Below are 14,668 nucleotides of genomic sequence, written 5' to 3'. Positions count from 1 at the left end.
TGCCGTTACGCTTGGCCATATCTTTTCGAGAGAGAATCTGGTGAGGTAATGTCCGATATCGAGAATCTGGCCGGTGATACGCGCCCCATCGGCGTGTTCGACTCGGGCCTAGGCGGCTTGACGGTTGCGCGCGCGATTGCGACGGCGCTTCCGCACGAGTCCGTCTACTACTTTGGCGATACCAAGCGCTGCCCTTACGGCACCCGCACCGAGGACGAGGTGCGCTCGTTTGCGCTACAGGCGGGGCGCTGGCTTTCGAGACACGACGTCAAGATCATGGTCATCGCCTGCAATACGGCGACGGCAGCGGCGCTTCGCCTGGCTCAGCAGGTGCTCGATGTCCCCGTGATTGGCGTAATCGCGCCGGGCGCGCGTGCCGCCATCAACAGCACCCGCACGCGCCGTGTGGGCGTGCTCGCCACCAACCTCACCATCCGCTCGGGCGCCTACACGCGCGCCATCCAGGACTTGGATGCCGGCGTGGACGTGTATGGCTGCCCTGCCTCGAGCTTTGTCGAGGTTGTCGAGCACGAGCTCGCCTCGGGCGCGCATCTGCAGGAGCAGTGGCTCGAGAACGAGGATATTTTTGATACGCCAGCCGTTCGCGCGCTGGTCAACGCCACAGTCGAGCCACTGCACGATCGTGGCATCGATACCGTGGTGCTCGGCTGTACGCACTTTCCGCTGCTGGTGGGCCCCATCCGTCATGCGTTGGGGCCCGGGGTGCGCGTGGTGAGCTCCGCCGAGGAGACCACTCGCGAGCTGACCGATATCCTCACGCGCCGTGAGCAGCTGGCGGGCAACACCGCCGAGCCGCAGCATCGCTTTGCCACCACGTCCGACAACATTGCCGAGTTTGCGGTGGCGGGCAGCTTTATCTTTGGCCAGCCGCTCAAAAGCATCGAGCATGTCGATATCGACGAACTCGGTTAGGCACGCAATGTCGCCGGAGTCTTCGCCACATCTTTTGCCGAAAGGATAGTTCCATGGAATATATGCAGGTCAACCGCGCCAACGGCCGCGCCGCAAACGAGCTGCGTCCCGTTAAGCTCACCCGCGGCGTCATGAAGCACGCCCACGGCTCGTGCCTGGCAGAGTTTGGCGACACGCGCGTGCTGTGCGCCGCCACCATCGAGGAGGGCGTTCCGGGCTGGCGCAAGGGCGCCAAGGCCGGTTGGGTAACGGCGGAATATGCGATGCTGCCGGCGTCGACCGGCAAGCGCTGCAAGCGCGAACATGCCAACCGCAAGGGCCGTTCCATGGAGATCGAGCGCTTGATCGGCCGCAGCCTGCGCACCGTCGTCAACATGAAGGCGCTCGGCGAGTACACCGTTACCGTTGACTGCGATGTGATCCAGGCCGATGGCGGCACGCGTACGGCGAGCATCACCGGCGCCTGGGTGGCGCTGCACGACGCCCTTGCCATGTGGGTCGAGGCGGGCAAGCTCGAGCGCATTCCGCTTACCGGTCAGGTTGCCGCTATTTCCATGGGCGTCGTCGACGGCAACACCCTGCTCGACTTGGATTATTCCGAGGACAGCCACGCCGAGGTCGACATGAACCTCGTCGCCACCGACTCTGGCGAGATGATCGAGCTCCAGGGTACCGGCGAGCAGGCGCCCTTCGACCGCAAGCGTCTCAACGCCCTGCTCGATCTGGGCGACAAGGGCATCGCCGAGCTCATCGAGCTTCAGCGTCAAGCCCTCGCCTAACCTGCCAAAAGGTGATGTTGATTTTGGCAGGTTTAATCTGCGAAAACGCCGAAGTATAAGACTGCCGTTGATTGAGAGGGGAGAGGCCGAGGCCCTCGTCGTCCTCTACACGGCATTGCTATAAGAGACAAGGAGGCCAGCTATGGCACTTGAGAAGATTGACATCGACACCCTCGACCCGGCGGCGACCATTGTTGTGGCCACGGGTAACGCCCATAAGCTCACCGAGATCGAGGCCATTTTGGGCAAGGTCATGCCCGAGGTGCGCTTTGTGGCGCTCGGCCAGCTGGGCGATTTTGAGGACCCCGAGGAAAACGGCACGACGTTTTTGGAGAACGCCATCATCAAGGCGCAGGCTGCGGTCGAGGAGACGGGCCTTATGGCCATCGCCGACGATTCCGGCTTGGTCGTCGATGCGCTGGACGGCGAGCCGGGTGTGTATAGCGCGCGTTATGCGGGCGTACACGGCGATGATGCCGCCAACAATGCCAAACTTCTCGTTAATCTGGAAGGCGTGGCAGACGAGGATCGCACCGCACGCTTTATGAGTGTCGTTGCGCTCATCGACCAAGACGGCCTGGTCACCTATGGCGAGGGCGCCTGCGAGGGCGTTATCGCACACGAGGGCCGCGGCGACCACGGCTTTGGCTACGACCCGCTGTTCCTGCCGGTCGATACGCCGGGCAAGACTATGGCCGAGCTCACAGCGGACGAGAAGAACGCCATCAGCCATCGTTTCCATGCACTCGAGCACCTGTCCGCCAAACTCACGGGCGAGGAGTAGGCCGTGCGTGCGGTGGTGCAGCGCGTGCTCAACGCCGGTGTGACGGTCGACGGCGAGTGCGTGGGCCGCATTGGGCGCGGCTATCTGGTATTGCTGGGTGTGGGCCATGGCGATACGCGTGCCGAGGCCGATAAACTATGGGGCAAGCTCCGCGGGCTGCGTATCAACGAGGACGAGAACGGCAAGACTAACTTGGCGCTTGCCGATGTCGACGGCGAGGTGCTCGTGGTGTCGCAGTTTACGCTGTTTGCCGATTGCCGCCACGGCCGTCGTCCGTCGTTTACGGATGCTGGCGCGCCCGATGTTGCCAACGAGCTTTACGAGTACTTTCTGACGCTCGTCGCCCAGGACGTCGACCACGTGGCGCACGGCATCTTTGGCGCCGACATGAAAGTCGACCTGGTCAACGACGGCCCGTTCACCATTGTCCTCGATACCGACAATCTGTAAGTAGCCTAATTAGCTACTTGCGTGGGATTGTAACAGGGTGCTATAGTATTAGAGTTTTGTCTATCTTAGGGGTATTATCCCCTTTTTGAATTGCACCTTCTGGAGGCCCTGTTCATGGAAGAGATGGAAGTCAATTACGTCGACGACATCCACGAGAAGCTGACCGATATGGTGGGCGATCGCGTCAAGGTGAAGGCCAACATGGGCCGTACCCGCGTTGTCGAGCGCATGGGTACCATCAAGAGCGTCCACCCGGCTGTCTTTATCGTCGAGGTTGACGAGCGCCGCGGCCGCAAGTCGCGTCAGTCCTACCAGTACATCGACGTCCTTACCGGTCAGGTTGAACTGTTCGACCCCGAGAGCGGCGAGCACATCTTTACTCCGCTCGGCAACCAGCTCGAGGAGCATTAACGGTGACCGATCGGTCCCTCATCCTTACTGCGCCGGCAAAGATTAACCTCTACCTGGGGGTTCATACCGAGCGCGATACCCGCGGCTACCACAACGTCGATTCCCTGATGGCAGCTGTCGGCCTAGCCGATACCGTGACGGTCACGCCGGCGCAGGCGTTGACCGTCCAGACGGTTCCGGCATCAGATTTTCCCATGCAAAAGAATACTGCCTACCGCGCCGCCGTCGCCATGGCCGATCATTTCGGGCGCGAGGCAAACGTGTGCGTGACGATTGAGAAGCGCATCCCGCTGTGCGCCGGCCTGGGCGGCCCCTCGACGGATGCCGCGGCGGTTATCGTTGCCCTGGCTGAGCTGTGGGGCATCGACCGCACTGATCCTGCGCTGGATGAGATTGCGCGTGGCATCGGCGCCGACGTGCCGTTCTTTTTGCATACGAGCCCCGCATTCTACGTGGGTGGGGGAGACGTTCTGGCAACTGAGTACCCCGCGCTTCCTGTGACGCCCGTTGTGCTGGTCAAGCCGCGGGAGGCGAGCGTTTCGACAATTGAGGCCTATCGACGTTTTGACGAGGCCCCGGTGCCCGCGACTGCGTCCGGTGCCATTGTATCGGCTCTTAGCGTGAGTGATGCGAAGATGGCGTATTCGCTCATCCATAACAACTTGGGCGTCATTTCTGCTTTGATGGAGCCGCAGATCCAGGCGGTTCTCGACTGGCTGAGCGAACAGGAGGGAACCGTTGCCGTGGACGTGTGCGGGTCGGGTGCCTGCTCGTTTGCCATTTGCGACACCGCCGCCACGGCCGAAAGGCTTGCCGGGGCTGCCCAGCAAAATGGCTGGTGGTCCTGCGCGACTGAGCTTATTCCCAACACGGTTCAAATCGACGCGCCAAAGAAATAAAAATTTCTCTAGCACGTGGCGAAAAACTTTGTTACTATAGTCGAGCTAACGGGTTGTGGCTCAGTTTGGTAGAGCACTGCGTTCGGGACGCAGGGGTCGCTGGTTCAAATCCAGTCAACCCGACCAGAGCATGAGAAGGGACCGCTTCTTGCGGTCCCTTTTTTTAGCTATTGTTGTGATACCGCGATACCCGCGGTATACTCATTCGAGCTTGTCTCGCTGTTTTGTGGAGGTCTACATGTTTGGACTGAGGGCTCCTGAGCTCATCATTATTCTCGTCGTTGTCCTGATTATCTTCGGGCCCAAGAACCTGCCGAAGCTCGGCAAGTCCCTCGGCTCTACCGTCAAGAATATCCGCGAGGGTATGGAGGGCGACGATAAGGACGAGACCAAGCAGGCCGAGGACGTTGTGGTCGAGGAGTCCGAGGAGGACAAGAAGATCGCAGAGCTCGAGGCCCAGCTCGCCGCCGCCAAGAAAAAGAAGGCAGAGGACGGCGACGCGGACGCAGAGTAGTCCCATCCCTTTGGGGTGAGCACCTGACCGGCTTGCCCGCAGGCTAGCCGGTCTTTTTCGTTATGTTGACAGTTGATTGTTACATCATAGTTGGGGAGATATCCGTATGGACGCAAGCCAGATCGTACTGACCGCTGAGGGCCGCCAGAAGCTCGTCGAGGAGCTCGCTTGGCGTGAGGGCGATTACGCCAAGGAGATCGTCGAGGACATCAAGGAAGCCCGCGCGTTTGGCGACCTTTCGGAGAACTCCGAGTACGATGCCGCCAAGGACAAGCAGGCTCAGAATGCTGCTCGCATTGCCGAGATTCAGGCTATTCTCGCCAACGCTCAGGTTGCTGCCACCACGGGCGATCTGACCGTCTCCATCGGTTCCACCGTTTCGCTGATTGATCCCAACGGTGAGGTCATGGAAGTCACGCTCGTCGGTACCACCGAGACCAACTCGCTCGAGCACAAGATCTCCAACGAGTCCCCGGTCGGCCACGCCATCATCGGCCACGGCGAGGGCGACTCCGTCGAGGTCGTTACGCCTTCCGGCAAGACTCGCGTCTACACCATCGCCAAGATCGCACGCTAGACCACGGTCCCGCGTAAAGGTATGTTTTCGCTCCCTGGGACCGAATCCTGGGGAGCGTTTTAGTTTGAGGAGCTAACTTATGGCAGAGAACCAGAACGCCGCCGAGCAGGCATCGACGCTCAACGACGAGCGCGCCACGCGCCTGGCCAAGCGCGCCACCCTGTTCGAGGCGGGCCAGAACCCCTATCCCGAGCACTCCGAGATCGAGGACTACGTTGCCGACATCGAGGCTAAGTATGCCGATCTTGCCGATGGCGAAGACACCGAGGACGTCGTGAAGATCGGCGGCCGCGTGGTCGCCAAGCGTGGTCAGGGCAAGATCATGTTCATCGTCGTGCGCGACGCAACCGCCGAGATTCAGCTGTTCTGCCGCATCAACGACATGGACGAGGCAGCCTGGAATACGCTCAAGGCCCTCGACCTTGGCGATATCCTGGGTGTGACCGGTGTGGTTGTGCGCACTCAGCGCGGCCAGCTCTCCGTCGCCCCTAAGAGCGCGACCCTGCTCTCCAAGGCCGTTCGCCCGCTGCCCGAGAAGTTCCACGGTCTCTCCGACAAGGAGACCCGCTATCGTCAGCGCTATGTCGACCTGATCGCCAACGACGATGTTCGCGAGACCTTCCGCAAGCGCTCGCAGATCCTCTCCACCTTCCGTCGCTTTATGGAGTCCGACGGCTACATGGAGGTCGAGACCCCCATCCTGCAGACCATTCAGGGTGGCGCTACGGCTAAGCCGTTCATCACACACTTTAACGCTCTCGATCAGGAGTGCTACCTGCGCATTGCTACCGAGCTGCACCTCAAGCGCTGCATCGTCGGTGGCTTTGAGCGCGTCTTCGAGATCGGTCGTATCTTCCGTAACGAGGGCATGGACCTCACCCACAACCCCGAGTTCACCACGATGGAGGCCTACCGTGCCTTCTCCGATCTCGAGGGCATGAAGGCGCTCGCCCAGGGCGTCATCAAGGCTGCCAACAAGGCCATCGGCAACCCCGAGGTCATCGAGTACCAGGGCCAGACCATCGATCTGTCCGGTGAGTGGGCAAGCCGCCCCATGACTGATATTGTCTCTGACGTGCTCGGCAAGAAGGTCACCATCGACACGCCTGTCGAGGAGCTTGCTGCCGCCGCGCGCGAGAAGGGCCTGGAGATCAAGCCCGAGTGGACTGCCGGCAAGATCATCGCCGAGATTTACGATGAGCTGGGCGAGGACACCATCGTCAACCCGACCTTCGTGTGCGATTACCCCATCGAGGTCAGCCCGCTCGCCAAGCGTTTTGAGGACGACCCGCGTCTGACCCACCGCTTTGAGCTGGTCATCGCCGGCCACGAGTACGCCAACGCATTCTCCGAGCTCAACGACCCGGTCGACCAGGCTGAGCGCTTTGCCGCCCAGATGGCAGAGAAGGCCGGCGGCGACGATGAGGCCATGGAGTATGACGAGGACTACGTGCGCGCCCTCGAGTACGGTATGCCTCCCGCGGGCGGCATTGGCATCGGTATCGACCGCGTGGTCATGCTGCTCACCAACCAGGCTTCTATCCGCGATGTCCTGCTGTTCCCGCACATGAAGCCCGAGAAGGGTTTCCAGTCCGGTGCCGCTGCCGCCAAGGCTGCCGAGGCCGGCAACGCCGCGAGCCCGTTCGTTAAGTCGCTTAAGCCCACGCTCGATTACTCCAAGATCGCCGTTGAGCCGCTGTTTGAGGAGTTCGTCGACTTCGATACATTCTCCAAGAGCGATTTCCGCGCTGTGAAGGTCAAGGCATGCGAGGCCGTCAAGAAGTCCAAGAAGCTGCTGAACTTTACGCTCGACGACGGTACCGGTGCCGACCGCACCATCCTCTCCGGCATCCACGAATACTATGAGCCCGAGGACCTGGTCGGCAAGACCCTGCTTGCCATCACCAACCTGCCACCGCGCAAGATGATGGGCATCCCCAGCTGCGGCATGCTCATCAGTGCCATCCACGAGGAGGAGGGCGAGGAGCGCCTCAACCTGATCCAGCTCGACGCCTCCATTCCCGCCGGCGCAAAGATGTACTAATTGGTTCCGCCGTTCTACCGAACGGCGGACCAGCCGACGCTGCGCGCCGCCCAGGGCGACAATTTGTCATTCAAAAGGCAAGGCATGACCAGAAGGTCTATGCCTTGCCTTTTTCATGCCAACTTGTTCGCCCTGGACGTCGCTCGCTGTCGTTGCCAAAACATCGGCGTTGCCGGAGTAGTCGTTGGGGACGTTCTTAAACGACTAGTCATTCAAGAACGTCCCCAATGACTACCCAATGGCTATTGCACGCATGGCTCGCATGACAGTTGTCTCTTTTATGTTTCCTTTAGCCGTCGCTGTCTAGGATGGGGGTTAGTCGGCAGGAAGGGAGCGCCTATATGGACGATGCGAGCGAGCGCGCAATCGAAGAGGACATGCTCGATCAGTTCAATTACTTTGATGATGAGGACGAGGAGCTGATCGACCGTCGCGAGCCAGCGCCGCTTGATTCCTTTGATCTGGTCGATGAAGAGACTGATGAGGTTGAGGACGAATCAACGGAGTCCCCACAGTCTTCGCGCCTTAACTCGCTGCTTTCGAGAGCCCCCATGCACCACGGCGTTCGTGCCGGCGCGCTCCATATGAAAACTGACTGGCACCAGATCGTGACGGCAGGCGATGAACTTGCCGTCGATGCGCCGCTCACCGATAAATCATCCATCGTCTGCCGCACCGGTATGCTTATGCTCGCGAGTGGAACGGGTGCCTGGCGCGTACGCGATACCATGAATCGAGTCGCCGCCGTACTCGGTGTCACCATCCATGTTGACTTAAGTCTCCTGTCGTTTGAGTGTACTTGCATCGAAGATGGCCACTGCTTTAACGAGGTCGTCAGTCTGCCGACAACCGGCGTCAACACCCATCGCATTTGGATGATGGAGAGTTTCCTCAAGGAAATCGAGACCTATGGTCGTCGCTTCACGGTGCACGAGTATCACGAGATGCTCAAGACCGTTGAGAGTTCAAAACCTGATTACGCGCCCTGGCAACAGGGCCTTGCGGCAGCCTGCGCCTGTGGCGCCTTTGTCTTTTTACTTGGTGGCGGTCCCATTGAGATGGCATGCGCGTTCGTGGGCGCGGGTGTCGGCAACTTTGCCCGCTCCCATATTCTCAAGCAAGGCCTTGGTCAGTTCAGCGCTTTGACGCTCGGTGTCGCACTGGCCTGTATCTCATATTTGCTGGCATTGCTCGGCCTCGCCCAGGTTGTTCCGGGTGCAATGTCGCACCAAGAAGGCTATATCGGCGCCATGCTCTTTGTGATTCCTGGCTTTCCGCTCATTACGGCAGGTCTCGACATCGCTAAGCTCGACATGCGAAGCGGTATCGAGCGTCTTTCGTATGCTGTGTCGATTATTGTGATGGCGACCCTCGTAGGTTGGATGGTTGCCGAGTGTGTGGGACTGGCGCCGGACGACTTTGCCCCACTGGGCCTTTCGCCGCTTGCCCTTACGCTCCTGCGCGTGGTGATGAGCTTCGTTGGCGTATTCGGCTTCTCGGTGATGTTCAACAGCCCGGTAAAGATGGCCGCGGCAGCTGGGTTGATCGGCGCCGTGTCCAATACCCTGCGTCTGACCCTTGTCGATGCGCCGACGATGATTCCCTTCCTGGGCCTCAGCACGGGAATGCCTCCCGAGGCAGCAGCGTTTATCGGCGCGCTGGTATCGGGTCTGCTGGCAAGCTTGGCCGAAGTCAAGCTCACCTACCCGCGCATCGCCCTCACGGTGCCTTCGATTGTCATTATGGTGCCCGGTCTGTATCTCTATCGCTCTATGTATTACATGTGCACCTTCGACACAGTCAATATGCTCGGCTGGTTTGTGCGCGCAGTGCTCATCGTAGCGTTTCTGCCCATTGGGCTGGGTGTGGCGCGTACGCTCACCGACCCTCGCTGGCGCTACACCAGCTAATTGGTACAAGGGGGGACAGGTTACTTTGCACCAAATGAGTTGCGGTGAAATAGGGACTGAATTGCTGCTTAAAGGGTCAAAACAGTCCGTATTCCACTGCAACTTATGGGGTCGGGGGATTATCGGTGCCCTGCATCTTCATAAACTCAACGCTTACGAAGCGTGTGCTGTTCGTGTTAGGGTAGTTCCACCACATAAGTAGTCGCAGACGCACGTACCACGGGCGGGCGAGATGAAGTCCCAGTAGCTCCATCTCGCCCGCCCGTTTTTGTTGTGCACCGCGGCGTAACACAGAAAGGATTTTGCCCTTTATGCCTATCAATAAACGAGAGAGCTTGCTGTTTACCTTTATCATGTGCTTTTGCATGGTGCTCTGGATGAGCATCTACAACGTTGCCTTGCAGCATGGGGCCATCAACGGCGAGGCCATTGCCGCCGCGTGGCTCGGCTTCCCCGTTGCCTACATTTTTGCCATGTGCTGCGACTGGTTTGTTGCCAGCCCCCTTGCCAAGGGTTTCGCTTTTAAATTCCTGGTCACGCCGGGGTTGCTCGCTTTGTCTTCCGACGCGCCTTCCCCATGGGAACCGTCTTTGAAGAGCAGCATATGGAGCTCGTACGTATGCCGGGCGCTCCCGTTGCCGATGTCGTCGATGACGTTGCCGAGAGTATGGACGCCGAGCCCGTCTGCTAGGCAAGAGCCACTAACCTAGAGCGCCCGCCGCACCCGGCGATTCCTTTTTTGTAGACGTTGTCGTATGGCTGCACGCGGAAAAGGCCACAGCGGTTAACATATACTCCATATGGGTAAAGAGACCAAAGCGCCGCCACGAGTGGCGCTTTGCGTTTGAAAAACTAGCTCGTCTAAGAGGAACTAGCATGTTGGACCGTTTTACCGATCGCGCGCGCAAGGTCATGTCCATGGCCAAGCAGGAGGCGCTCGATCTTCACTCAAATAAGGTGGGTACCGAGCATCTGCTGCTCGCGCTCGCCAAGGAGGACGAGGGCATTGCCGCCGAGGCACTGCGCTCACTCGATATCTCCTACGATGACATCATGGACACGCTCAAGGAGGTCCAGACCACCGTTCCCGAGCCCAGCGAGGAGACCGAGGCAGCTAAGCTCGCCTTTACGCCGCTCGTCATCAGCGTGATGGAGCGTTCCTTCCGCGTGGCGCGCGAGAACAACCAGACCTATGTGTCGACCGAGCACCTGCTCATCGGTATCGTCGAAGAGGGCAACGGCATGGCCATGGACATTCTCATGCGCCTGGGTGTTTCGTCCGCTTCCATTAAAAAAGCCATCGAGAAGCTTACCGCCAAGGATCAAGACAAGAAGCGCCCGCTCGCCGGTGCCGGTGCCGGGCGTCCCGGTACAGGCCTGCCGTTCTTTAGCGGCTCGGACGCCTCGCAGCAAAAGGGGAGCGGCACCGACACGCTCAAGCAGTTCGCCACCAACCTTACGCAGAAGGCGCGCGACGGCGAGCTCGACCCGGTGATCGGTCGCGAAAAGGAAGTCCAGCGCATGATGGAGATCCTTTCGCGCCGCACCAAGAACAACCCGCTTATCTTGGGTGACCCCGGCGTGGGCAAGACGGCCATCGTCGAGGGCCTGGCGCAGCAGATCGCTGCCGGCAACGTGCCCGAGAACCTTATGAACCAGAACATCTGGACGCTCGACCTGCCGGGTCTTGTCGCGGGCGCCAAGTATCGCGGTGAGTTTGAGGAGCGTCTCAAGAACGTGATCCAGGAGGCAACCGAAGCCGACGACGTCATCCTGTTTATCGACGAGATGCACACCATCATCGGTGCCGGTTCTGCCGAGGGATCCATCGATGCAAGCTCCATGCTCAAGCCCGTGCTCGCGCGCGGCGCTTTCCAGATCATCGGTGCCACCACGGCCGAGGAGTTCCGCAAGTACCTCACCAAGGACCCGGCCTTCGAGCGCCGCTTCCAGACCATCGATGTTGAGGAGCCAAGCGTCGAGGACACGGTCAAGATCCTGACCGCGCTCAAGCCGCGCTACGAGGAGCACCACCACGTGCGCTATACGCAGGGTGCCATCGAGGCCGCCGCGAACCTCTCCAACCGCTACATCCAGGATCGCTTCCTGCCCGATAAGGCCATCGACCTCATCGACGAGGCCGGCGCCCGCGCCCGCATTGCCGCCAACCGTGCGCCTGAGTCGGTGCGCGAGGCCGAGCATCGCGTGGAGGAGCTCAAGGCTGCCGCGCAGGAGGCCACCGAGGGCGACGACATGAACAAGGCCGCCGAGATTACCGAGCAGCAGAAGGCTGCCGAGATTGAGCTCGCCGAGGCCAAGGCAGCTTGGACGGCCGAGCTCGACGCCAGCCCGCTCACCATCGATGTCGCCCAGGTTGCCGACATCGTGTCCGTGACCTCGGGCGTACCGGTGTCTTCGCTCACCGAGAGCGAAAGCCGTCGTCTGTTGCAGACCGAAAGCGTGCTCAAGACCCGCATTATCGGCCAGGATGAAGCTGTCGAGGCCGTGGCCAAGGCAGTGCGCCGCAGCCGCTCGCCGCTCAAGGACCCGCGTCGTCCCGGCGGCAGCTTCATCTTCTTGGGTCCTACCGGCACAGGCAAGACCGAGCTCGCCAAGACGCTCGCCGAGTATCTCTTTGGCAGCAAGGACGCGCTTATCAGCTTCGACATGTCGGAGTTTGGCAGCGAGTTCGAGGTCTCCAAGCTCATCGGTAGCCCCCCGGGCTACGTGGGCCACGACGAGGGCGGTCAGCTCACCAAGGCCGTTCGCCGTCACCCGTACTCGGTCGTGCTGTTCGACGAGATCGAGAAGGCGCACCCCGATATCTTCAACATCTTGCTGCAGGTGCTTGAGGAGGGTCGCCTGACCGACAGCCAGGGCAAGACGGTCGATTTCCGCAACACCGTGATCATCATGACGTCCAACGTGGGCGCCCGCGAGATTGCGCAGGATGCGAGCGTTGGCTTTGGCACCACCGGTGAGCAGGGTCTTACCTCGAGCGAGATTAAGGGCCGTGCGATGGGCGAACTCAAGCGCCTGTTCCGCCCCGAGCTGCTCAACCGTATCGATGACATCGTGGTGTTTCAGAAGCTTTCGGGCGAGAACTTGACCAAGATCGCTCACCTGCTGGTGGACGACCTGCGCCAGCGCCTGATTGCCAACGGCATGAACATCAAACTCACCGATGCGGCCTACGACAAGATCGTAGCCGAGGGTACCGACCTCACCAACGGCGCACGTCCGCTGCGCCGCGCCATCCAAAAGCTCATCGAGGATCCGCTATCCGAGGAGCTGCTAGCCGGCGAGTGGGGCAGCGGCGATACCGTCATGTGCGACGTGGCCGACGGCAAGTTCGTCTTTAGCCACGGTACGGGCGAGATCCCAGCGCCGCGTCCGGCAGGTGCGCTTGGGGGCGATACCGCTCCGGAAGCGCCGCACACCGGAAACGCCGCGCCTGTGAGCAGTGGCGTAAGCTCGGGCCCCGGCGGCATGATGCAAGCCGGTTCCGGCGCGCTGTAGGGCGTAACAAAACCTTGTGTCCACGAGGGCGTTCCAAAGGAGCGCCCTTTTTTCTGTTGGAAAGGCCCCTCGTTCAAAGTAAATCTCATTAAACATACCAACGGCGTATGCATAAGCGTTGGTCAGGCGTTGAGGTTGGTTAAAGGGTCCAACGTCCCTTCGGCGCGGTCCGTCTACCTGCTTTATCTTAATAAAGTGGCGTTTCTCCGCCGTTAGCCGATGATGCGAGAGCGCTCGGCGTTTTCGACTGGTTTATGCAAACGAAGTCTGGGAATATACAAGGCGCATGTCTTATTGTCTAACCAGTTGCGCCAAGGAGGCACCATGGACTACAAGATCACCGGCTATGAGCCCGCCCAGCTGTTCCATTTCTTTGAGGAGGTCAGCGCGATCCCCCGTGGGTCTGGCAACGAGAAGGGCATCAGCGATTTCCTGGTTGCGTTTGCCAAGGAGCGCGGCCTCGATGTGTATCAGGACGAGGTCTACAACGTCATTATTCGCAAGCCCGCATCTGCCGGTGCCGAGAATGCCCCGACCGTGATGCTGCAGGGCCACATCGATATGGTGTGCGACAAGTTGGGCTCCGTTGAGCACGACTTTACGACCGATGGTATCGACCTGCTCGTCAAGGACGGCGTTCTCACCGCTAACGGCACCACGCTGGGCGCCGACAACGGTATCGCCGTCGCTCTGATGCTCACTGTTCTCGATGACGATTCGATCGTTCACCCCGCCCTCGAGTGCGTATTCACCACCGACGAGGAGACTGGCCTGGTCGGCGCCGAGACGCTCGATAAGTCTCAGATTAGCGCCCGCACCATGATCAACCTTGACTCCGAGGAAGAGGGCGTTGCCACCGTCAGCTGCGCCGGCGGCGTCGTCGTTACCTACACCTGCCCGATCGCGCGCGAGCACAAGACCGGTAGCACCCTCACGTTCGACATCTCCGGCCTGCTGGGCGGTCACTCCGGCAGCGATATCCACCTGGAGCGCGGCAACGGCAACCTCATCATGGCCCGCATCATCGACCGCCTGATGGTTGCCGGCGAGCCCGCCATCGTTAGCTTTAACGGCGGCACCAAGGACAACGCCATCAACCGTGAGTGCAAGGCTGTTCTGGTCTACGCCGACCACGCTGCCGCCGAGGCCGCGGCCCAGATCGCAAAGGGCATTATCGCCGACGTCACTGCCGAGCTCGAGGTCTTCGACCCCGGCTTTACCTGCACTGTCGAGATTGCCGACGACGCCGAGGTCGAGGCCATGGACGAGAAGTCCGCGCTTGCCCTCATCCGCGCCCTGCGTCTTGCCCCCAACGGCGTGATCCGCCGCAACGTCGCTACCGACGGCTCCGTCGAGGTTTCCTCCAACATCGGTGTGGTTGCCACTTCTGACGACGAGGTCAAGATCATGCTGTCCCCGCGCTCCTCGATCACCTCGCTGCAGAACGAGTTCAAGGACCGCCTGCAGACGCTGGCCGATGTCCTGGGCTTCGACGCCAAGTTTGAGTTCGAGTATCCCGGCTGGAGCTATGCCGAGCATTCGCCGGTCCGCGACGTCTTTATCGAGAGCTATCGCGAGCTCTTTGGCTCCGAGCTGCGCATCGAGTCCATTCACGCCGGCCTTGAGTGCGGCCTGTTTGCCGAGGCCCTGCACGGCCTGGACGCCATCGCCGTGGGCCCGACGCTCTCCGATGTCCACACCCCGGACGAGAGCATGGAGCTCGCTTCTGCCGAGCGCTTCTACGAGCTGCTCATCGACGTCCTCAAGCGCCTTGCCGCGTAAAGGTCGCCTTGGTTAAGCCGCTCTAAAACGGCTGGCTATGAAAACGGCCTCCTGGCGTAATGCCGG

The 14,668-nt window shown here is 60.5% G+C and carries 13 protein-coding genes and 1 tRNA gene; 13 read left to right on the top strand and 1 reads right to left on the bottom strand.

Annotated elements, in window-relative coordinates; genetic code table 11:
• Positions 1–48: 48 nt before the first annotated feature.
• The 11 genes from murI (at position 49) to ACTQ1E_RS01870 (ending at position 9,301) form a co-directional block, all read left to right on the top strand.
• Entirely contained in the window at positions 49–933 is an 885-nt protein-coding gene (gene murI, locus ACTQ1E_RS01920; protein WP_117769301.1) for a glutamate racemase, read from the top strand.
• A gap of 53 nt (positions 934–986) precedes the next feature.
• Entirely contained in the window at positions 987–1,712 is a 726-nt protein-coding gene (gene rph, locus ACTQ1E_RS01915) for a ribonuclease PH (RefSeq protein ID WP_117799672.1), read from the top strand.
• Between the two features lie 142 nt (positions 1,713–1,854).
• The gene (gene rdgB / locus ACTQ1E_RS01910) at positions 1,855–2,496 is read left to right on the top strand and encodes an RdgB/HAM1 family non-canonical purine NTP pyrophosphatase (protein ID WP_118206636.1); all 642 of its coding nucleotides are present in this window, start codon (positions 1,855–1,857) and stop codon (positions 2,494–2,496) included.
• Positions 2,497–2,499: 3 nt separating this feature from the next.
• Complete coding sequence (gene dtd, locus ACTQ1E_RS01905; RefSeq protein WP_117797049.1) at positions 2,500–2,946, top strand: D-aminoacyl-tRNA deacylase; 447 nt, start codon at positions 2,500–2,502, stop codon at positions 2,944–2,946.
• Positions 2,947–3,060: 114 nt separating this feature from the next.
• Entirely contained in the window at positions 3,061–3,357 is a 297-nt protein-coding gene (locus ACTQ1E_RS01900) for a Veg family protein (protein WP_118206416.1), read from the top strand.
• A 2-nt stretch (positions 3,358–3,359) separates the two neighbouring features.
• Positions 3,360–4,256, top strand: a complete 897-nt coding sequence (gene ispE / locus ACTQ1E_RS01895) for a 4-(cytidine 5'-diphospho)-2-C-methyl-D-erythritol kinase (protein WP_441564469.1) — start codon at positions 3,360–3,362, stop codon at positions 4,254–4,256.
• 49 nt (positions 4,257–4,305) lie between these two features.
• Positions 4,306–4,382, top strand: a tRNA-Pro gene (locus ACTQ1E_RS01890).
• 112 nt (positions 4,383–4,494) lie between these two features.
• Positions 4,495–4,770 carry a twin-arginine translocase TatA/TatE family subunit gene (tatA, locus tag ACTQ1E_RS01885; RefSeq protein ID WP_195838497.1) on the top strand — a complete coding sequence of 92 codons (276 nt, stop codon included), beginning with the start codon at positions 4,495–4,497 and terminating at the stop codon, positions 4,768–4,770.
• Between the two features lie 106 nt (positions 4,771–4,876).
• Positions 4,877–5,347: a transcription elongation factor GreA gene (greA, locus tag ACTQ1E_RS01880; protein WP_006234960.1), complete on the top strand. Its 471-nt coding sequence runs from the start codon at positions 4,877–4,879 to the stop codon at positions 5,345–5,347.
• Between the two features lie 79 nt (positions 5,348–5,426).
• Positions 5,427–7,391 (top strand): lysine--tRNA ligase, encoded by a 1,965-nt coding sequence (lysS, locus tag ACTQ1E_RS01875; protein WP_441564468.1) that lies wholly within the window; start codon positions 5,427–5,429, stop codon positions 7,389–7,391.
• 341 nt (positions 7,392–7,732) lie between these two features.
• Positions 7,733–9,301: a threonine/serine ThrE exporter family protein gene (locus ACTQ1E_RS01870; RefSeq protein ID WP_441564467.1), complete on the top strand. Its 1,569-nt coding sequence runs from the start codon at positions 7,733–7,735 to the stop codon at positions 9,299–9,301.
• Positions 9,302–9,404: 103 nt separating this feature from the next.
• On the opposite strand, the gene ACTQ1E_RS01865 is transcribed toward ACTQ1E_RS01870, so the two are convergent.
• Positions 9,405–9,686, bottom strand: a complete 282-nt coding sequence (locus tag ACTQ1E_RS01865) for a hypothetical protein (RefSeq protein WP_441564466.1) — start codon at positions 9,684–9,686, stop codon at positions 9,405–9,407.
• A gap of 491 nt (positions 9,687–10,177) precedes the next feature.
• Between ACTQ1E_RS01865 and ACTQ1E_RS01860 the strand changes: the two genes are divergently transcribed.
• The gene (locus tag ACTQ1E_RS01860; RefSeq protein ID WP_441564465.1) at positions 10,178–12,820 is read left to right on the top strand and encodes an ATP-dependent Clp protease ATP-binding subunit; all 2,643 of its coding nucleotides are present in this window, start codon (positions 10,178–10,180) and stop codon (positions 12,818–12,820) included.
• A 324-nt stretch (positions 12,821–13,144) separates the two neighbouring features.
• Positions 13,145–14,602, top strand: a complete 1,458-nt coding sequence (locus ACTQ1E_RS01855; RefSeq protein WP_427796172.1) for an aminoacyl-histidine dipeptidase — start codon at positions 13,145–13,147, stop codon at positions 14,600–14,602.
• Positions 14,603–14,668: the final 66 nt, after the last annotated feature.

The sequence above is a fragment of the Collinsella sp. LCP21S3_C7 genome, assembly GCF_052118485.1.
In the GTDB taxonomy this organism is placed as follows: domain Bacteria; phylum Actinomycetota; class Coriobacteriia; order Coriobacteriales; family Coriobacteriaceae; genus Collinsella.
The sequence above is the reverse complement of the archived record's forward strand: the minus strand, read 5'-3'. Positions and strand labels throughout refer to the sequence as shown.

What these genes read in the sequence shown, in the direction of transcription:
- murI (WP_117769301.1), top strand. Translation starts at nt 49, where the DNA reads ATGTCCGATATCGAGAATCTGGCCGGTGATACGCGCCCCATCGGCGTG.
- rph (WP_117799672.1), top strand. Translation starts at nt 987, where the DNA reads ATGGAATATATGCAGGTCAACCGCGCCAACGGCCGCGCCGCAAACGAG.
- rdgB (WP_118206636.1), top strand. Translation starts at nt 1,855, where the DNA reads ATGGCACTTGAGAAGATTGACATCGACACCCTCGACCCGGCGGCGACC.
- ACTQ1E_RS01900 (WP_118206416.1), top strand. Translation starts at nt 3,061, where the DNA reads ATGGAAGAGATGGAAGTCAATTACGTCGACGACATCCACGAGAAGCTG.
- ACTQ1E_RS01860 (WP_441564465.1), top strand. Translation starts at nt 10,178, where the DNA reads ATGTTGGACCGTTTTACCGATCGCGCGCGCAAGGTCATGTCCATGGCC.
- ACTQ1E_RS01870 (WP_441564467.1), top strand. Translation starts at nt 7,733, where the DNA reads ATGGACGATGCGAGCGAGCGCGCAATCGAAGAGGACATGCTCGATCAG.
- ACTQ1E_RS01865 (WP_441564466.1), bottom strand. Translation starts at nt 9,686, where the DNA reads ATGCTCATCCAGAGCACCATGCAAAAGCACATGATAAAGGTAAACAGC.
- greA (WP_006234960.1), top strand. Translation starts at nt 4,877, where the DNA reads ATGGACGCAAGCCAGATCGTACTGACCGCTGAGGGCCGCCAGAAGCTC.
- ACTQ1E_RS01855 (WP_427796172.1), top strand. Translation starts at nt 13,145, where the DNA reads ATGGACTACAAGATCACCGGCTATGAGCCCGCCCAGCTGTTCCATTTC.
- tatA (WP_195838497.1), top strand. Translation starts at nt 4,495, where the DNA reads ATGTTTGGACTGAGGGCTCCTGAGCTCATCATTATTCTCGTCGTTGTC.
- lysS (WP_441564468.1), top strand. Translation starts at nt 5,427, where the DNA reads ATGGCAGAGAACCAGAACGCCGCCGAGCAGGCATCGACGCTCAACGAC.